The sequence below is a fragment of the Noviherbaspirillum album genome (assembly GCF_035916955.1).
GTDB classification, from domain to species: Bacteria; Pseudomonadota; Gammaproteobacteria; order Burkholderiales; family Burkholderiaceae_D; genus Noviherbaspirillum; species Noviherbaspirillum album.
Map to the genome: position 1 here is coordinate 1 of NZ_JAWIIV010000061.1, position 18,879 is coordinate 18,879.

Annotated in this window: 14 protein-coding genes and 2 pseudogenes; 9 read left to right on the forward strand and 7 right to left on the reverse strand. The window is 55.4% G+C overall.

All coding sequences use genetic code 11. The annotated features are described in order from the left end of the window. From RY831_RS31050 to RY831_RS31065, 4 genes are all read left to right on the forward strand, one after another. Positions 1 to 1,553, forward strand: a 1,553-nt coding sequence (locus RY831_RS31050; protein ID WP_496196651.1) for an MTBMA_p00010-related P-loop-containing protein, incomplete at its 5' end; no start/stop codon positions are given. A gap of 14 nt (positions 1,554 to 1,567) precedes the next feature. Next, a complete protein-coding gene (locus RY831_RS31055; RefSeq protein WP_326510185.1) occupies positions 1,568 to 2,740 on the forward strand; it encodes a tyrosine-type recombinase/integrase in 1,173 nt (390 codons plus the stop codon). Between the two features lie 392 nt (positions 2,741 to 3,132). Next, positions 3,133 to 4,803, forward strand: a complete 1,671-nt coding sequence (locus RY831_RS31060; RefSeq protein WP_326510186.1) for a beta strand repeat-containing protein — start codon at positions 3,133 to 3,135, stop codon at positions 4,801 to 4,803. Positions 4,804 to 5,266: 463 nt separating this feature from the next. Then, positions 5,267 to 6,934: a SapC family protein gene (locus tag RY831_RS31065; protein WP_326510187.1), complete on the forward strand. Its 1,668-nt coding sequence runs from the start codon at positions 5,267 to 5,269 to the stop codon at positions 6,932 to 6,934. Between the two features lie 436 nt (positions 6,935 to 7,370). Here the strand turns inward: RY831_RS31065 and RY831_RS31070 are convergent, their stop codons facing one another. Further along, on the reverse strand, positions 7,371 to 8,351 hold the full coding sequence (locus RY831_RS31070; RefSeq protein WP_326510188.1) for a DUF4214 domain-containing protein: 981 nt from the start codon (positions 8,349 to 8,351) through the stop codon (positions 7,371 to 7,373). Positions 8,352 to 8,753: 402 nt separating this feature from the next. Continuing rightward, positions 8,754 to 10,175, reverse strand: a complete 1,422-nt coding sequence (locus RY831_RS31075; protein ID WP_326510189.1) for a DUF4214 domain-containing protein — start codon at positions 10,173 to 10,175, stop codon at positions 8,754 to 8,756. 209 nt (positions 10,176 to 10,384) lie between these two features. Between RY831_RS31075 and RY831_RS31080 the strand changes: the two genes are divergently transcribed. The 3 genes from RY831_RS31080 (at position 10,385) to RY831_RS31090 (ending at position 11,659) form a co-directional block, all read left to right on the forward strand. Next, positions 10,385 to 10,678 carry a hypothetical protein gene (locus RY831_RS31080; protein ID WP_326510190.1) on the forward strand — a complete coding sequence of 98 codons (294 nt, stop codon included), beginning with the start codon at positions 10,385 to 10,387 and terminating at the stop codon, positions 10,676 to 10,678. 142 nt (positions 10,679 to 10,820) lie between these two features. Continuing rightward, positions 10,821 to 11,231, forward strand: a complete 411-nt coding sequence (locus RY831_RS31085) for a hypothetical protein (RefSeq protein WP_326510191.1) — start codon at positions 10,821 to 10,823, stop codon at positions 11,229 to 11,231. Further along, positions 11,231 to 11,659: a DNA-binding transcriptional response regulator gene (locus RY831_RS31090; RefSeq protein ID WP_326510192.1), complete on the forward strand. Its 429-nt coding sequence runs from the start codon at positions 11,231 to 11,233 to the stop codon at positions 11,657 to 11,659. Before RY831_RS31085 ends, RY831_RS31090 begins: the two co-directional genes overlap by 1 nt. A gap of 455 nt (positions 11,660 to 12,114) precedes the next feature. Here the strand turns inward: RY831_RS31090 and RY831_RS33470 are convergent. Further along, a pseudogene (locus tag RY831_RS33470) lies at positions 12,115 to 12,213 on the reverse strand (integrase core domain-containing protein); the annotation flags it as partial. A 169-nt stretch (positions 12,214 to 12,382) separates the two neighbouring features. Between RY831_RS33470 and RY831_RS31100 the strand changes: the two are divergent. Both RY831_RS31100 and RY831_RS31105 read left to right on the forward strand, forming a co-directional pair. After that, entirely contained in the window at positions 12,383 to 13,921 is a 1,539-nt protein-coding gene (locus RY831_RS31100) for a hypothetical protein (protein ID WP_326510193.1), read from the forward strand. A 179-nt stretch (positions 13,922 to 14,100) separates the two neighbouring features. Further along, positions 14,101 to 14,310, forward strand: a pseudogene (locus tag RY831_RS31105) (transposase); the annotation flags it as partial. A 169-nt stretch (positions 14,311 to 14,479) separates the two neighbouring features. Here RY831_RS31105 and RY831_RS31110 read toward each other — a convergent pair. From RY831_RS31110 to RY831_RS31125, 4 genes are all read right to left on the reverse strand, one after another. Next, on the reverse strand, positions 14,480 to 14,875 hold the full coding sequence (locus tag RY831_RS31110) for a UCP019853 family protein (RefSeq protein ID WP_326510194.1): 396 nt from the start codon (positions 14,873 to 14,875) through the stop codon (positions 14,480 to 14,482). After that, a complete protein-coding gene (locus RY831_RS31115) occupies positions 14,872 to 16,539 on the reverse strand; it encodes an RHS repeat-associated core domain-containing protein (RefSeq protein WP_326510195.1) in 1,668 nt (555 codons plus the stop codon). The genes RY831_RS31110 and RY831_RS31115 overlap by 4 nt, the downstream gene beginning before the upstream one ends. Positions 16,540 to 16,735: 196 nt before the next feature. Next, the gene (locus tag RY831_RS31120; RefSeq protein ID WP_326510196.1) at positions 16,736 to 16,921 is read right to left on the reverse strand and encodes a hypothetical protein; all 186 of its coding nucleotides are present in this window, start codon (positions 16,919 to 16,921) and stop codon (positions 16,736 to 16,738) included. 1 nt (position 16,922) lies between these two features. Continuing rightward, positions 16,923 to 18,879, reverse strand: a 1,957-nt coding sequence (locus tag RY831_RS31125) for an RHS repeat-associated core domain-containing protein (RefSeq protein ID WP_326510197.1), incomplete at its 5' end; no start/stop codon positions are given.

Sequence of the window (18,879 nt, forward strand, 5' to 3'; positions counted from 1 at the left end):
ACATGGGCCGGCTACTGGTCCAGCTCGAAGGCCTGCGGCAAGAACCGTCCGACGCGCCGGCACCTGACGAGCCGGAAGTCGCCCCGATGGACGATGCCGAGCGGGAAGCGGCCATGGCATTGCTGACCGCGCCGGACTTGCTGCAGCGGATCACCGATGACTTCGATGCCTGCGGGATCGTTGGAGAAACGACCAATAAACTGGTCGGCTATCTGGCGGCAACCAGCCGGCGCCTTGATGCGCCGCTGGCCGTGGTTGTCCAGTCGTCCAGCGCGGCCGGCAAGAGTTCGCTGATGGATGCGGTGCTGGCCATGATGCCCGAGGAAGAGCGGGTCAAGTACAGTGCGATGACCGGGCAAAGCCTGTTCTATATGGGCGAAACCAACCTCAAGCACAAGATCCTTGCGATCGTGGAAGAGGAGGGGGCCAACCGTGCCAGCTATGCGCTGAAGCTGCTGCAGTCCGAGGGCGAGCTGACGATTGCCTCAACCGGCAGCGATCCGCAGGCCGGCCATCTGGTGACGAAGCAATACCGGGTCGAAGGCCCGGTCATGATGTTCCTGACCACGACGGCCATCGACATCGATGAAGAGCTGATGAACCGTTGCCTGATCCTGACCGTCAACGAAGGCCGCGAGCAGACCCGGGCGATCCACCGCCTGCAGCGGGAAAAGCGGACATTGCAGGGCTTGATCCGCAAGGAAAACAAGCAGCGCATCCTGACCCTGCACCGCAATGCACAGCGCTTGCTGCGTCCCTTGGCCGTGGTCAACCCGTATGCCGACCAGCTCACCTTCCTCGATGACCGCACGCGCACGCGCCGCGACCATGAGAAGTACCTGACGCTGATCGATACCATTGCACTCTTGCACCAGTACCAGCGTCCGATCAAGACCCTCTCGGCCGGAGGCCAAACGCTCTCTTATATAGAGGTGACGCTGGAGGACATTGCCACGGCCAACCGCTTGGCCAACGAAGTGCTCGGCCGCAGCCTCGATGAGCTGCCGCCGCAAACCCGCCGTGTACTCGAAGCACTGCACGGCATGGTTGAGTACGAAGCCAAGGCCAATGCCATCCCACGCCAGGAAGTGCGCTTCGCACGCAGCGACGTGCGCCGTGTCTGCAGCCTGTCCGATACGCAATGCCGCATCCATGTAGACCGCCTGATTGCGATGGAATACATCCTCGTGCATCGAGGCGCGCGCGGCCAGTCGTTTGAATACGAACTGCTGTATGACGGCAAGGGCGGCAACGGTGCGCCGTTCGTGCCCGGCCTGATTGATGTGCATCGCTTGAAAGACGAGTCTACAAGTACGACCGAAGGTTCGCGGGGGGAGGGTACTGAGGTCGCGGGGGCGTCGCGGTCCCATCACGGCGTCAATGCGGGGTCCTCGCGCACGCTGCCATCGGCCGCTACGCAAGGCGGGGCAACGCTTGCCAGCAGTGGCAGCGACAGCGACACGCCAACACGGCTGTACCGGTCTGCGTTGAGCGCACCGTCGTACCTGCATCCGACCCCTTCTTTAGCCGCTGCTGCCTTGGGCGAGGCCTGACGATGAAGACACTGATGACGCAAGCGCTGGTCGACAAGCTTCGTAACGAGCGTCGTCGTGTGGAGATATGGGACACCGCCATCAAGAACTTCTATGTGCAGATCCGGGAGTCCGGAGCGGCGACGTTCTATGTCCGCTACACCAAACCGGGCACCAACACACGCAAGAGTTTGCTGATTGCAGACGCGGCGATCGTGTCGGTGATATCTGCCCGGGTCAAGGCCAAAGAGCTGCTGAGCCAGGCGGAGCTTGGTGGAGATCCGGGCGAGGTCAAGCAGCAGAAGAAGGAGTGCCCGACCATGGCCGAGCTGATCCGCGATTACTACTTGCCCTATATAAAGGCGACGAAGAAATCGTGGCAAACCGACGAAGTGATGTTGCGACGGCATGTACTGCCGGCGGTGGGCCAGAAGAAGCTGTATGCGATCACGGCAAACGATCTGAGTCAGCTCCAGATCGGCATGGTCAACAATGGGTTCGCGCCGGCGACGGCCAACCGACCCATCGTTGTACTGCGCTACATGTTCAATCTAACGATCAATCTATGGCAGATCCCGGGCATCACCACCAACCCGGCCAAAGCAGTGCGTATGCTGGAGGAGAACAATGTACGTCAGGTGTTTCTCTCCCAGGATGAGATCCAGCGCCTGCTTGAGGCCGGCCGTGCGTGTGAACAGAATCCCTACCTGCTCTCGATCGTTGCGTTCCTCGTGCTGACTGGCGTGCGACGCAATAACGCGCTACATGCGCGCTGGTGTGAGATCGATGAGGCCGCAGGCCTGTGGCACATCCCGATGACCAAGTCGGGCAAGCCGCAGACGGTGCACTTGCCTCCGGAGGCGCGCACCTTGTTGCAAACCCTGCCGAGCCGAGGCCAGAGCCCGTACCTGTTCCCGAGCCCAATCACAGGCAAGCCGTTCGTGAGCGTGTATTACTCATGGAATTCCATGCGCGAGCGTGCCGGCCTTGGCCATGTACGCATGCACGACTTGCGTCACACGTTTGCATCGTTGCTGATCAATGCCGGCTACAACCTGTTTGTAGTGCAGAAGGCCCTTGGCCATCACACGTCCACCGTGACGATGCGCTATGCGCATCTGGCCGACTCGACGCTGCAGCAGGCAGCTCAAGCGGTGGGCCAGATACTGCATCCGGCCCTTGCATCAACGATGAAGACGCCGGAATAGGCGCGTCATTGATACAGCGGGTGGTCACACGCAAAAGCGGGTAAGTATCGGGATCGAAAAAAATTGTTAAGCTGAGTGATGTCGACGAGATGCGAAAAATGATCCGCTGGTGATCACATCTGAGGGGTAGTGGAATCGACGCTGTATAGAATCAAGAAGTTAGGCGCGAAATTATTAGCACGCTGACAACTGGTCTGGATGCAATCACTGGTACAGCACAGAACGACACAATCAATGCCGTTCTGGATGCAACTGCTGCAAACGGCAACCTGAACCTGACTGACACAATCAATGCTGGTGGCGGTACAGATACCCTGAACCTGCGCGTTAACGGTGCTGTCGACCTGGCAGCCACTACTTCCCCGACCCTGACAGGCGTTGAAGTTCTGAATGTGACAAATCTGGCTGGTGCAACAGTCGTCAACGCATCCATTACACCGGATCTGACAACACTGAACAGCGTGAATGGTCTGGTTGGAATTTCTGCAATTAACGTTGCTACCACTGTTAAGACACTCGGTCTGTCGGGCACTGCTTCTGACGACAACGATCTGACAGTTACATATAAGACAGGTCTCGCTGGTACAACAGATGCACTGACCTTGAACGTTAATGGCAATAGCGCAGCAACTGTTGCTGATGCAACAAAGTACGCCGTTGTCACAGCAAATGGCGCGGGCGCTGGCGAAGGTTTTGACCTCGTAACCGTCAACTCGAACGGTACAGCAACACGTTTGGACGCTCTCGTAGTTGGCGACGGTACTAACTCGACAATGAAGACACTGACCATCACCGGTGGTGCTAACTTCCGTGTCAACACTGCACTCGACTTCCTGGGCACAACTGGTACTCTGGACGCATCCGCTGCTACCGGCGCTGTGAACGTTGCCTTCGGTGCAGAAGACATCACAGTAACTGGTGGTGCAGGCAATGACCGCTTCAACTTTGGTGCAACGCTGGACGCAGCTGACAAAGTCAACGGTGGTGCTGGTACAGACACTTTGGCAATCAGCTCCACCATCGACTCCACTACCACTGCTCTGAACAAAGTCATCAATGCAGTAACTGGTATGGACGTTCTGGAAGTAACCCAAGCCAATGCAGCGGTTGATGCATCGCAAATTACCTTCACTAAGGCATTTGCAGCGACTGGTGGCGGTACAACAGCTTTCACCAACACAGTCAACGACAATACATTTGCATTCTCCGCAAATGCTGGCGCAACAACATTTGCTCCGACAATCGACGGCGGCAATGACGTGTTGAACCTGACAGTTGGTGGTGCATCCGCTGTTACGCTGACAAGCGTTGCTGCTTCGGCAGGTGGTTTCGAGACTATCAACGTCGCATCGACAAGCTCGACTGGTGCAGCTAATGAGATCACTACGACAAACGTTAGCGCAAACGGCAAGATCGTTGTGACTGGTGCAGCTAACTTCACAACAACTGCTGCTGGTACAAACGCAACTATCGACGGTAGCGCAGCAACAGGTAAGCTGACTCTGACAGGCGAAGCAGGCAACAACACAATCATTGGTGGTTCCGCTGATGACGTGTTGACTGGCGGTGATGGTATCGACACAATCGATCTGTCCAAAGGCGGTCAAGATCGTGTAGTGATCGCTGCAACTGCGGCTGCAAATCGTGACGTTGTTAAGGGCTTCACTGCTGGTACAGGTGGTGACATCCTCGATATCAACATGACTCTGGGTACAGCAGCTCTGGCATCCGTGACAGGCACTGGTACAGCATTCACTATCACTGCAACTAACGCAATCACAGCGTTTAACTTTGCTGCAACTAACAACTCTGCTGATCTGGGCAAAGTTGGTGTTGTTGATGGTACTGAGCTGCTGAAAGGTATCGCCAATGCTGGTTCCACTATCACTAGCTTGACTGTAACGGCAGCTGATACTGGTTACCTGTTGGCATACAGCGGTACAAATGCTTACCTGTACTACTATAGCAGCGCCGATGCATCGCTGGTCGCTTCTGAGATCGCACTGGTTGGTGTTGTTGAGGGTGTTGCTACTGGCTCCCTGGTTGCTGGTAACTTCGTCTAAGACTAGTCGATACAGATGCTCGGCATTTAGGTAACCAAAACATTGGCTGCCTAATGCAGAGATAGTTTGAAGGGCCAAGGCCTCGAACCTTGGCCCTTTTTTGGTTGATAAGTCTTGCCATTGCTATAACGCCAAGCAATAGCGTCACAATAGCCATTGATGTACAGGTTCCGGCAGCCAAGCAGCGTTAATCAATGAAGAAGTAATAAGCCTCGGAAGAATACTGAAGCCCAGCATAAGCTGGTGGCACGAACAACGAAAACGAGAAGCCGCGACAATGAAACGCGGCGAGAGGGAGCAACCGACTGCACGACAATAATGCCCTAGGAAGGCCAGCGGTAACTTACAGCCGAGGAGCGAGAGCCCCTCGGTTTTTTTTCATTTCAGTGGATTTCAGTACGGAAATGCACTGTCTGAAGGCATTGGCGGTATCGCCATCAACGTCAATAAAAGGTATGGAAGCGTGACGAGTATTTTTGCGAGACCTCTGTTGCCGCATGAACCACGCATTGTCAACGAGTTGGTACAGCAGGAGCTTACTGACCGATATTTGATGCCTGTAGTAGCTGAACTCGAAATCTTTTTGCTGGCCGTTCGCACCGAAGTGGATGCCATACTGCAGCCGCGACAGCCTACCAAGTTGGGTAAGCCTTACCCGCTCGGGCAGTGCCTAGAAATAACGCAAGCTGTACAGAAGCGGTTGCACAGAATAGACGCATCTGGCTTTGATGGCATAGCTGCTAAAGGCTATGCGGCCTTATCGGCATTCTTGCGTGCAGGAGGATCGCTTCGACAAATATGGGGTGATCTGCGTGGTCAATTCTTTCAGAACGCATTTCTCATCGGTACGTTGTATGTCGATGTCTCCAATGACACGGTGGTACCAACCAAGCCAAAGGTCGAAATTCTTCCCTTTGGCAAATCTCAGCTCATGCCTGTTGAAAATTACTGCCACTTCAAACGGATCGCGGAAAGCTACTGGAAGGATCAGGTTTTCCCCAACCATGTATTGCCTGAACTGGCTCCGTACTGCCCCTTGGTCAATGTAAATTCGTTTGGGCAAGTGAGGCTCTGTGATTCGAGCGGTTACATGGTTGCTTTGACACGAGCCACAGCCTTTCAGGCCAGTGAAGAGGTGCTCCGCGATTCAACAATGCCAGCGGATGTCTTTGCATTTATTGCCGAGAGCTTGCAACACACGAAGTTGAGGCTTGCTAGTAACCCTGAGCAGGGACGGATTGAAGCACTAATTCAATCCCGGATGTACCGTACGAAACGCTGGCACCAGTCAGACCAGCAACAGGACAGGATTGTGGATTCTGTGCATGACGCAAACAGGTGCTTGGCCAAGCTGGTCGTGCATCCATCCTGCGCATCGTCGGTGCAGCAAGGCATCGACCGTACAGGAGTAGAACTCATGGTGCCACCCCCATCTACATTGCCCAAGGCATCGTCCTATGTCGCGGTTTCCAAGGACCGCCATGCTAACAAGTGTTGGAGGCTCAATTCTAGCCATCACTTCGCTGCCCCGGACACAATAGTTCCTTTGACAGCGCAGGAGCTACCACAGGCCGTGATGGCGTTGCCGGTGGCCTTCATCGCTTCTGGTGAGGTTTTCGATCTGGTTGCTGTGCAAGGCCTTGCTCCGGGCAGGAATACATTTGTTGCCTCTGATGGGCGTTGGCTTGCTGCCTACATACCTGCTGTCTATCGCACCTATCCCTTCAAGCTCGCCAACGCCGACGATGGACAGTACGTCCTATGCATTGATGAAAGCAGCGGCCTCGTTACTGAAGGCCCCGACGGCGAGACTTTCTTCGATGTTGACGGTAAGCCTACACAAGCAGTAAAGGAGGTCTTGAACTCGCTGACGCAGCAGCAGGCAAACTGCAAGGCGACGGCCGGTATATGCCTCGTCTTACAAAAGCACAAGCTGATCCAGCCTTGGCAACTCCAAGTGCAGACTGGCGAGAAGACGCAGCCTATCGAAGGCTTGTATCGGGTCGATGAAGCTGCACTCAATTCCTTGCCGGCACAGGCGTTCATTGAACTCCGTGACACAGGCGCCTTGGCTGCGGCCTACTGTCAACTGCTATCGATGCAGAATGTGCAGAAGCTAGGACTTATCTAACTCGAATAGGACTGCTTCTTTCTCTCGAAGCCAAGGGGCGCAAGTTCCTCGGATAACTAAGAAAAGTTTTCCGCTATGAAGGCCGGGCCAAAAGCTCAGTCTTTTTACTTTTAGGCTTAAAACGATACTTTCGGACACTTGTTGGCCATGTTCCAGCCTCTTCACCAGTAGTTGCGCAGATTTTGAATCTGAGAACGAAGACTAGAGTTCGCGCTTAGGCTGTTGGTCTTTGGAAGGCGAGCGGTAACTTACAACCGAGGAACGAGAGCCGCTCGGTTTTTTTCGCTTTTAAACTATTCCAATAGCGTTTATGAGTCTTTGAAGAATGGTTACAAGGATCGGCAAAGAAGGCTATGGAGTCTCTGCGACAGAGAATTCAGCAGCCACAAAAAAGCCCTCGTGGAAGAGGGCTTGATACTGTCTGAGCCGATAGGTATCAGGCAAACGGCGTGTACTCGATACCGTTCTGAATGCCTACGATGGTGGCGTTGTAGTTTTCCGGCGATTCGGAAAAATTCACCAGCAGCTGGGCGCGAGACACTCCGTCATAGAGCGCCTTGACCTGCACCGCGTAGCCGCCTGCATCGGGAGTCCGGTGCAGCACGTTGGCATAGAGCTGTGTCACAAAGGCCTCGTTGGAGGGGTTGGCGCCGTACCTCAGCGCGAACTCCTGGGAATTGATGAAGTTCTGTGAAATCTGGAGCAGGGACATGCCATTGTCCAGCCCATTCATTTGCGCTCCGAGACCGCCGAGATCGGGCTTGCGGTCGAATGCCGCCTGATAGAGGCGATATGCCTGGCCCGCATTGCCGTTGATATCGTTGGCGATTGCCTTGTCGGCAAACCGTATGCGCTCGACGTTGAGCAGCGAGTCGCCGCCATCGGAGCCGCCGGCAACCGTATAGCCGCTGGCGGTCTTGGTGATCTGGTAGCTCGCCGCATTGCCCGCGTAGACCGCCGTATCCGTGCCGCTGCCGCCATCGATGATATCGCTGCCCGCGCCGCCCTGGATGCTGTCGTTGCCGCCGAAGCCCCTTATGTATTCATTGCCTGACGAGGCGGAAATGGTGTCGTTGCCGCGCAGCCAGTAGGCGACTTCCGCCTGCATTCCGGGCGCTATGCCATCGTAGCCCCTGTCGTATACGTCCACGTTTCCGGTCACGGACAGGCCGGTCGCTTCCAGGACGAGCTGCCCGCTCTTGATGATGGTAATGCTGTGTGCCACACCCGCCACCCAGTCTCCGTCGGCAGCGTAACCCATGCCCGTTCCGCTGACAGTGACCGAATTTCCGCGCGAGTCGGACATGGTGAAGCCAGTCGAACTGGCGTTGCGTACGACGCCGGTGGCCAGATCGTCCACGTCATAGGAACCTGGGTTGGTGATGTTGAAGTTTGTGCCTAATTTTAGGGTAGCCATTTCTTATTCTTTCGATGGAGTGTATCTGGCCGTCTGCCGCCCCTGGAATAGGTTGATCACATGAGGAAGGCAGCGACAGCAAGCGGTAAAGACAGCAAGCCTCAAATTTTTAAAGTGATTTGGGGTTTTCGAGGCGCAGTCACTCTAGTTATTTCCTTGCTATCGCTCAATCCCATATTCATGGGAGCGATTTCCTTATGCCGGACGTTGAATTACGGTCGTCGATGAAGGGAGTTCGCCGGCCTCGGGACATTGGTTGGGCAGGGACGCGGCGGTTCAGATCTTGAGACGTGGCATTCGAGATGCGTTGCCGAAAGTGATCGTTCGATTCCCGAATCTCCATGACGTCAGAAGAAGGATGCCGAAGAGCGCAAACTCCTCGGCTTTCTGCTTTTGTGGAGGTCAGGCAAACGGCGTGTACTCGATACCGTTCTGGATACCGACGATGGTGGCGTTGTAGTTTTCCGGCGATTCGGAAAAGTTCACCAGCAGCTGGGCGCGTGACACTCCGTCATGGAGCGCCTTGACCTGCACGGCATAGCCGCCTGCATCCGGAGACCGGTGCAGCACGTTGGCATAGAGCTGAGTCACGAAGGCCTCGTTGGAGGGGTTGGCGCCGTATCTCAGCGCGAATTCCTGGGAATTGATGAAGTTCTGTGAGATCTGGAGCAGGGACATGCCGTTGTCCAGCCCGTTCATTTGCGCGCCGAGACCGCCAAGGTCGGGCTTGCGGTCGAATGCCGCCTGGTAGAGGCGGTATGCTTGCCCGGCATTGCCGCTGATGTCGAAGGCGATAGCCTTGTCGCCGAACTTGAGACGTTCAATGTCGCTCAGCAGGTCTACGCCGTTTGCCAATGTCTTGTCGGTGATCTTGTATCCATTGGAGAGCTTCTCAATCGCGAAATTGCCAAGCGCACCGGAATAGACAGCCGTGTCGATGCCGGCCCCGCCGTCAATGGTATCGTCGCCTCCATACCCGGCGATGATGTCGTTTCCGCCCAATCCAAGCAGGGCATTCGCGGCGCTGTTGCCCGAGAGGGAGTTGTTCAAGGCATTGCCGGTGCCGTTGGCGGCTGCGTAGCCGGTGAGTACCAGGGTATCCTGCGTGCCGAGCAGCTCCGTGCTGCCCGACGAAATCCTGGAGGCAGGCGAATCGGTTAACACAAGCTGATAGCCACCATGGTTGTAATAGCTTTTCAGCGTCACAAAGTAGATGCCTGTCGCCGGTACGGTGAAATGCGTGGTGGCGCTATCGTTGCCGCCGGTGATCAATGGATTGCCAAATGCGTCTTTCAGGTCGAAAGCCCCGAAGTTTGTCGCGCTGCCTTCGACATGCGAAACATTGAGGCTGTAATTTTTGCCGGCAACAAGATTGAGCTTGTAAGTGTCCCTTTCGCTCGTACTCACCCAAGTCAGCACGGATGAGTTGACCCGCAACTCGGGAGAGGCGTCGGTTGCCTGTTCGGCTACATCATCGTCGTCCGTGATGATGCCTTCCACATAGGTGGCCGTATTGGCGATGCCGATATTGAAGATCTGGCTATAAAACTCGTCGATATTGTCGCCGGCCACCAGAAAGCGGATGTCCTTTTCAAGTTCTCCGGCATTGAATATTACCGTCCCGGAAGGAAGCACTCCGCCGACAAAGTCGTATTGGTTGGCGCTTCTGTTGTTGCCGATGGAATCGCTGACAGTTGAGACTTTCCATGTGATGCCGACAGGTCCAGTAGTTTCGGTGCGCGTGATCGTATAGATGTATTCGGCTGTTTCCCCAAGCTTGCCTTCCTTTGAGGGAACCACTTTTGCTTTGATTGAATAGGTCATGTGATTAATGCAAGCGATATCCAAATGTATAGAAGAGGAAGAACCCTATTTTAGATATTTCACTGCGGCAATACCAAAAATATGAGATATGCATTTATGAATATGAATGCCCGGTTTTCTCTTGCACCGATCGCATGAATATGGGATTGCCGGTTACTTTTGGTTATTGGAAACTTGTTGCTGATTAGGTAGCCAAGGAATAGCCACCCATGTCGAGCATCATCGAACAAGCCATCGCGCAGAAGCTCAAGCTGAAGCTCTATTACGCCGCATGCAGTCGCATCGTCGAACCCTATGCCTTCGGCCTGGACACGGAAGGGCAGCCCGTACCCTTATGCTTTCAGAACGAGGCGCAGAAAAACGTTCATCGCATGGGCAACTGGTGTGCCGTGCGCCCTAAAGAGCTGGCATCCATCAAGATGCTGGAAGAGTCATTCACTCGAATTCAGTCCGGCTATATCCGCAATCATCCTGCATTCCATACGGTCCTGATCCAGGTGTGAGCGCCTGCTCCTTGCGTATCCCGCATGCGGAATATCAAGCAAAAATGATTCGGATTTCTGAACAGCACAGGGTATCTGCAGCGCTATACTCACTGCAGAAACACAATAAAGCAAAACGGTTGTTCCCAGGGAGAAGCGAACAATGACAGATGCATGGCATGAGACGCAGCAGGCAATACGGAGCTTGCGGAAGAGCGGCGACATCCGGGCCAGGCTGACGGAGGCCTACCGGGCGCTGGTGAAGATAAGAGGCAAAGATCTGCCGGGCGAAGTGCGGCATGAGCATGAATGGCTGATCGGGTGGATAGGTGTCCGCTCCAATGAGCGAATCTGCGCCGATATCCGGGACAGGATATCGGCCATGACGCCGGCGCAGCTCAGCGAGGCGGTGCATCGAATTGTGGCGCTGCATGACGCACTGCGGGCGTATCAGCCAGCCGTGGCACCTACGCCGCAGAAACAGGCGGCCTGCCGCGCGCAGCGAGCCAGGGAAGGGCAAGTAGAATTTGACTCCAGTACCTGCGTGGACTGCACTCAGTGCAGATTATTCTGATGAATCACCCTCCCAGGAAAAAGCTGCTCATCGCGGTACGAGAAGAAGACATGCCTCTCGCACGGGCAGTGCTGGGTTTCGATTTCGATGTGGTGTGTTGCCATACCATCGAAGCGGCAAAGCGGATGCTTGGGGAAGGCATCGACGTCGTGGTGTCAGGCGTCCACTTCGACAGCGGAGCCGTCTTTGAATTGTTGCAGCATGTCCGGTCGAGTTCCATGCATGGGAAATTGCCGTTCTTCGTCCTGCTCGACAGCGGTCATCGATATAGCTACTCGCCCGCAATCATTCACGGACTAAAGACGGCCGCCAAGGCGTTGAAAGCGACGGAGTTTATCGACCTCGCGGCATTAGTCGAACAGTTCGGCAGGAAGGAGGCAGTCGAGATCCTGCGGCGTGGCATTCGGGATGCATCAGTACAGCAATAGGCCGATTTTCTAGCCTCTTCAAAATTAAAGGAAGAATGCCGAGGCGAGTACGCTCCTCGGCTTTTGCTTTGCAAAAGTATTCTTATCAATGAACTAGCATGGCTGTATCGAGCATCGGCTCCCATACCTTGCACCGGGTCGACGTTTATTGGTCCATCCCTCTACTGCATGTTCACGGTAGGGAAACGCCAAGGGAGTGCAAGAGTAACGACGCGCAGAAATCTCTGGATAGTCCTGATCAATATCGAAACGACAGAAGGCAGACGACACCAGACTTCGCGTCGTTCCTTCGCTTTGTATTCCGTCGACACGAATTACTCTGTAAAGCCGGTCGTACACGATAACTCCTACGGTATCGATGGGCGACATGTCATCGTGCAGATAGTCATGGGAAGTGTTTTTCGGCTGAACGCAAGTGTAGTCATCAAGCGTGGCATTGTGGCGTAGCGTTGCAATAGGTTATACGCATTGTTAGTAAGCCTGCGCATGGGGGGCAGGCCGCCAATGCCCTGATGAGGACGATGCCAATTGTAGTGATGCAGCCAGTGATCGAGCATGACGGGCCTCGACCGCTTCCGAGGACATCGGCCCGGCAACAAACCGATATTCGCAGTCCGCTCTACATTACCGGCGGCAAAACCATGGAACCTTCCTCAAGCACGCGACACTCATTGGCCGAATTGCAGCCGCCCCGGATGCAACCACTATTGTATGGAGATATTAATGTTGCGTAATCGTTTCACTTCCGTTCGCTTGCCTTCGGTCATTCCAGAGGCCTCCCAGTCGACGACATCCGCACCGCGTATCCCATTGACACTTCAGCAGGCGCGCGTTCGACGAGATCCCATATCGGTTCATGTTGATTTCCAGACGTCGGTGCCGTTATCCATTGACCCGGGTTGGCTCGACAATCAATGTAAAGGCCTGAGCCAGCGCGAGCTCAGCTTGATCGAGCATGCAATTACCACCCTGCAGACAGGCCGCATGATCGACCCGAACTACGACGACAACGACCACATGGGCGATTTCCAGTTCAGGGAGCCGTTCGAAGCGGCCGATCATGTGATTTACCAGCGTGACGACAACAACTTTATTTGCCATATCGCGGTCAAGGGGGCGCAGCCCGTCAGCGGCGAAGACGCGCCAACGCTGGCGGAAATAGGACATCCTGATTCATCAGGCAGTGCAAGCCACCACGCCAGCCCGCCACGGCAGGATGCAACAAAGCGGCCACTCAGCAGTTCATCGGCATCCTCCGAAGCGGACACGGGCAAGCGTCAACGCGTTGGCTCGCGGTCACTAGAGGCAGGCGCGACGTCGGGTGCCGGCAGCTCCCACCCGCCTACTCCCACCGCAACAGCAATGGCGGGGCGGCTGCATCGCCAGCTGAGCCGGTCCCTTTCAGGCGCTGCCGCCTCGCCGGCAAGCGGCTCCGCTCCTTCGCCGGTTGCCGCGCAGGCGGCCCCGTCCGCTTCCTACAACGATGTGAAGCAGTGCCAGGCGGCACGCGATGCCCTAGCTGTGATGGCAGAGCCGAAAACCGCCGCCAAGCTGTACGCGGCGTTGGTGCCGAGCGCAGCCGGGACCGAGCCGCGCGCGTTTAACGAGTGGAATACTTTTCTACAGAACTATGGCGGGATCGAAGAGGCTTTGCAAAGTTTCAGTGCCTATGTCGGTATTCAGCAGGATTTTCGCAGTCACCAAAGAAGTGCCCGTAGCCTTGTACTCAGTAATTTATTGCGCAACGCCTGCTTCCCGGATTTGCCCTGTCGATCCAGGGCCAGGGCCGCTATGACACCAGATGAATGGACGGCACTACCACAACAAACGAAACTACAATATGACCACCTCGATGCGGCTCTGGCTCTTAAAGGCCTGCATATCGACAACCTGCTGGCAGACACCAACACGGCTACCCGCAATTTTATTACTGAAAAAATCGCGTTGTGCAATGATGAGCCTAAAAACAATACTTTAAAAAGTGCGCTTCGGTTGTGGCGGAGCAAGGGGTTTTCTCTAACGCTGGACACGACGCTGCCTTCCATGATTGACGCCATGACCCTAAAGAACTCTACAAAAGAAGCTATAAAAAGGGTGGTAGGCGACATTTCCGAATATGCGCACCTCAACGGGTTAGAAGATGAACAATTCATCAAGCAATTGCAGGCTGCCAGCTCGGACCCTAATGCGTCAATCAGGAAACGGCTCGGCGACTGGGTGGGCAACTCAAGAAATATAAACACCTTTATCAGCAATATGTAGCCGCTGTTCCTGGGTTTAGAGCGCTTTCGGTTTGACCGGACCAGGCGAGGCCGAGGTGGTTTGCCTGCGAAACAAGGCGTGGTGACGCGACATGGCGGGCTCGGCGTCCCCACACAACGCAGTGTCGCTGGCAAAGCAGCCGGAATCGTCAGGCAGGTCAAACCGAAAGCGCTCTAGACACAAACGCCATAGAGAGCTTGCACATACGGCTACGCAATATCGTCAAGAACCGGCGGCACTTCCCCAGCGACGAGGCTGCGACCAAGCTACTGTGCCTGACCTTGCGCAATATTGAAAAAGACTGGAAGATGCTGCAGCGGACGTGGAAGCAGGCAGCCAATCAGTCCGGCATCATGTTGGGAGAGCGCTTCACTAACGCTATCAACTAAATCGACCTCGCACACAGAATTCATGACACGTCCGTCCGCGTTCGTGTCATGGCCGGGTGCATCGTCTTGACCATCGATTGAGCGGCTGCGACAGCAGCCAATAAAAAGGGCCGCATCATGCGGCCCTTCTCTTAGCAGCTATCCACCGCAGGCGGGTGGGAGAGGTTTTCTACTTTCTAAAATCATCAGAAAGAAACTCGGCATCTATTCGATCAATCTTCCACGCAATCATTTTTCCTTCAAGATAGCCAAAGTCACTTAGCAGTACATCGTCTTCAAACACGATGGCGCCAGCTTCCAAACGATTGCCGCTCAACCTTCCCGTAATCACATGAGAGAAGCTACCGCCGATCTGAACAATCGAGGCTGACGCATCTTCGTCAAGCTCACTAACCAGATATTCATTAAACACCTGTGCAGTCAATTCGACCTGGTAAGACGCCCCTTCCTCAATTTTGTAAGGGCACACGGTTGCAAAGCATGTGACTTCAAGGCCGTTAATGCGCAGAACCACTTCTTCTTCCACATCGTCGCTTAAACGTTTTATTTGGGCCAAGTAATTCATGGTATGGGTTTTCTTACCTTATCGATATTGCCGTTGTTGAGCATCTTCCAGAAGCTGTTGCCACTCTCGGTATGGATAGTCGTTATGGCACCGTCCGCGTTCGTGCCGACGAATCCAAACTTGGATTGACCATTGGCTCTATTTCCCATGAATTGAACAAAGCCAGTTCGAGTTTCGCCTTTGTACAAGTACTCGACTTTTTGGCCGTACTTCATGATGTCTTGGCCAACTTGCAGGTATTCGCTTGCACTCTTGGTGCCGAACTCCGCTCCATGTTTATTAAAGTGACCGATCAATTTCGCTTCGTCGGCAAAGGCTCCTACCCCCTTTGTCCTATTAGTGCATTTACATGGCGTCAGCCCAAGTGGGTCAATCCAGCCAGTAGGACTAGCCACATAGGCATACAAGTTGATGCCGCCCTGCAATCCAATCGGATCTTGCCCAATAAACCTTCCACAGTCCGGGTCGTAATACCGAAACCGATTGTAATGCAGCCCCGTCTCGGCATCATAGTACTGTCCCTGAAACCGCAAAGGCTGCACTTCCTCGAATGCCTGCTGTTGTGCTTGCTCAACGTCCTGCTCAATCAGTGCCGGCTCTTCCACCCGCAGCACATTGCCCCACGCCCGGTACGTCGCCGCCCAGCGCAATTGCCCCCGCTCATCCGTCATCTCCCTCGGCGTGCCGAGGTGATCGGTATGCATGTGCAGCACCTGGGCCGTCTGCGTCCGCGTCCTCGCAGCTTGTTCCGCTTCGTCGTTTTGCCTGATGACCCGATTCACCTGCGCCAGCGGCACAAACGACTCCGGCTGATACACATACGTCCTCGCATGACTGCCTCGCACTTCTTCCAGCAGCCGATTCCCATCCCACACGAAATGCGTGATGCCAAACGCATCCTTCTTGTACAGCCGCCGCCCGAACGGATCGTAGCCGTACGTCACCGTCTGTGTCGTCGGGTCCTCCGTGTGCGCCTGCCGCGTTGTGACGGCTTTGATTAACTGGTGCTCGCCGTTCCACTGCAGCGTCATCTCGGTATGCCGGCCGATCTTCTTGCCGGTCAGATCGCCATGCACGTCGTAGGCATAGCGTTTGTCCTCAAACACCGTGACCCGATTGTGCTCGATGCGTCCGCCGTGTTCTTGTATTGAAGCATCGATCAGGTTGTGCGCCGGATCGAAGGCGAAGCGCTCCTGCAGGTCGGGATGAACCGCCGACAGGATGCGGCCGAGCGCATCGTAGTGGTATGCGATGCGGCCGCGCCGGGCATCGTCGATGGCAATCAGCTCGCCGGCACGGTCGTAGTCGTAGCGCCTTGCAATGAGATCGTCCTCCGCCTTCCACGCCTGGCGCTGCTGCGCGGGGCTGCCGCCAACCCGCTGTCCGGTCAGCCGGCCCAGCCTGTCGTACTGGAACAGGCTGTTCAGCGCACCCTGGCTGCGGCCGACTTCCCGGTGCAAGGCATCGCGCTCGATGTCGCAGATGACTTCTCCGTCCAGGTTGACCTGGTGCAGATGGCCCGAGCCGTAGAACAGCTGGTTGAGCTTGCGGCCGTCGGGCAATACTGTCTGGATGCGGTTGCCCAGCGCATCGTAAGCATGTGCGATGCGGCTGGCATGATGCCGGCCGGTGGTGGTCTCGCCGACCAACCGCGACTTCTTCATGTAAAACTTCCTCGTTTCTGATTGGAGAAAATTCTACCTTCAAGCCTGCTTACTTTTCGGGGGATTACTGCGGTAATGCTCTAGGAGTAATGCGCGCAATAGCAGGTGATCTTCGTTCGAGTTTCGTTTCACATACACAAGTTAGTCCGAATGCATCAAGCCATCCTATCGGATTAACCGCATATTGATAGAACTATTAGATGCGCTTCGCGAACTTCTTAAGAACATCGGAAATTTCAAGCGCCTCTTCCTCTGAAAGCTCAACAGGATCATTTGTTTTTGTAATCACTTTCATATGAATAGACGTACCTTGTTCAATCCAAATTCGAATAGTGCTATCACTCGATTCATAATATTCTTCGCTTGTGTTGAGTTGGGCCAATTTATTCTCCTTTGGTCGGGAAATGAGGGTTGCCATCATTTGGCGAAACAATTTTTACTTTGCCAGTAGGATCATATCCATGTACATGATCAACCGCTGCTTTCGGATCGTTGTATGGAAGTCCAGTTTTAGCATCAATATGTCCCCGATCCAAACGTAATCTCTCTTTTCCTGTACATGGGCAATGCCATTTTATAGGTGCACCTGTCGCGTCATTTTTTTTCGGAATCAATCCTTTTTGTTTAGCAAGATCACAAATTTCCGTACGAGTTTTTCCTGTGATCTCGGGTGCGGTAATTGTCGGAGGAGTCGTCGAAGTTAATCTAAGCGGATCAATCCATACGACCGGATTCGGCGCATATTGATAAAAATTATTCCCACCTTGCAGCCCAACCGGATCCTGCGACACAAACCGCCCGCAATCCGGATCGTAATACCGAAACCGATTGTAATGCAGTCCCGTCTCAGCATCATAGTACTGCCCCTGAAACCGCAACGACTGCGCTTCCTCGAACACCCGCCGTTGCGCTCGCTCGTCCATCCAATCATCAGCTTCCGGCTCTTCTACCCGCAGCACATTGCCCCACGTCCGATACGTTGCCGCCCACTGCAATTGCCCCCGCTCGTCCGTCATCTCCCGCGGCGTACCCAGATGATCGGTATGGATGTGCAACACCTCTGCCTTCTTTGCACTCTGACTCGCTTCCCTGTCCTGTTTGCAGACGCGGTTCACCTGCGCCAGCGGCACAAACGAACCCGGCTGGTGCACATACGTCCGCGCATGGTTGCCGCGCACTTCCTCCAACAACCGATTCCCATCCCAGACAAAATGCGTAATACCAAACGCATCCTTCTTGTACAGCCTCCGCCCGAACGGGTCGTAGCCATACATCACCGTCTGCACCGTCTGCTGGTCGGTATGTGCCTGCCGCGTTGTGACGGCTTTGATTAACTGGTGCTCGCCGTTCCACTGCAGCGTCATCTCGGTATGCCGGCCGATCTTCTTGGCAATCAGTTCGCCGTGCACGTCGTAGGCATAGCGCTTGTCTTCGAAGACCGTGACGCGGTTGTTCTCGATGCGTCCGCCCTGGGCCTGCAGGCTGTCGTCGATCAGGTTGTGCGCCGGATCGAAGGCAAAGCGCTCCTGCGTGGTCGGATGCACCGCCGACAGGATGCCCCCGAGCGCATCGTAGTGGTAGGCGGTGCGGCCCAGCCGGGCGTCTTCGATGGCGATCAGTTCGCCGCTCTTGTCGTAGTCGTAGCGTCTGGCAATGAGGCTGCTGTCAAGTTCGGGCTTGTCCAGCGCTTGCCAGGCGCGGCGCTGCTCTGCGAGGCTGCCGCTGACTTGCTGCCCCGTCAGCCGGCCCAGCTTGTCGTACTGGAACAGGCTGTTCAGCGGCCCCTGGGTGCGGCCGACTTCCCGGTGCAAGGCATCGCGCTCGATGTCGCAGATGACTTCTCCGTCCAGATTGACCTGGTGCAGGTGGCCCGAGCCGTAGAACAGCTGGTTGAGCTTGCGGCCGTCGGGCAATACCGTCTGGATGCGGTTGCCCAGGACATCGTAGGCATGTGCGATGCGGCTGGCATGGTGGCGGCCGGTGGTGGTCTCGGAGATCAGCTGGCCGAGGGCGTCGTACTGCAGCTCGACCTCGGCTTGCGCGTTGCGCGCCTGCACCAGGCGGCCGAGCTTGTCGTAGCGGTATTGCGTGCGCAGCTGCTCGGCCATCGCCGGGCCGGTGATGCGCGAGACCAGCTTTTCTACCAGCCTGCCGGCGGCATCGCGCTGGTAGTGGGTGTCGATGCGGGCATCGGGATGACGGTGCATCCCCTTGCCAGTCGGGCTGCCGTGCTCTTCCCTGACCATGGGCAAGCCGGCGGCGTCATAGCGGTAGCGCGTCAGGCGGCCGTCGAAACCGATCTCTTCGTGCAGGCGGTCGAGCGCATCGTAGCTGAACGCA

Bases quoted from the DNA above. Each gene is read 5' to 3' on its own strand.
- RY831_RS31055 (WP_326510185.1), top strand. From the start codon at position 1,568: ATGACGCAAGCGCTGGTCGACAAGCTTCGTAACGAGCGTCGTCGTGTG.
- RY831_RS31070 (WP_326510188.1), bottom strand. From the start codon at position 8,351: ATGGCTACCCTAAAATTAGGCACAAACTTCAACATCACCAACCCAGGT.
- RY831_RS31075 (WP_326510189.1), bottom strand. From the start codon at position 10,175: ATGACCTATTCAATCAAAGCAAAAGTGGTTCCCTCAAAGGAAGGCAAG.
- RY831_RS31080 (WP_326510190.1), top strand. From the start codon at position 10,385: ATGTCGAGCATCATCGAACAAGCCATCGCGCAGAAGCTCAAGCTGAAG.
- RY831_RS31085 (WP_326510191.1), top strand. From the start codon at position 10,821: ATGACAGATGCATGGCATGAGACGCAGCAGGCAATACGGAGCTTGCGG.
- RY831_RS31090 (WP_326510192.1), top strand. From the start codon at position 11,231: ATGAATCACCCTCCCAGGAAAAAGCTGCTCATCGCGGTACGAGAAGAA.
- RY831_RS31100 (WP_326510193.1), top strand. From the start codon at position 12,383: ATGTTGCGTAATCGTTTCACTTCCGTTCGCTTGCCTTCGGTCATTCCA.
- RY831_RS31110 (WP_326510194.1), bottom strand. From the start codon at position 14,875: ATGAATTACTTGGCCCAAATAAAACGTTTAAGCGACGATGTGGAAGAA.
- RY831_RS31115 (WP_326510195.1), bottom strand. From the start codon at position 16,539: ATGAAGAAGTCGCGGTTGGTCGGCGAGACCACCACCGGCCGGCATCAT.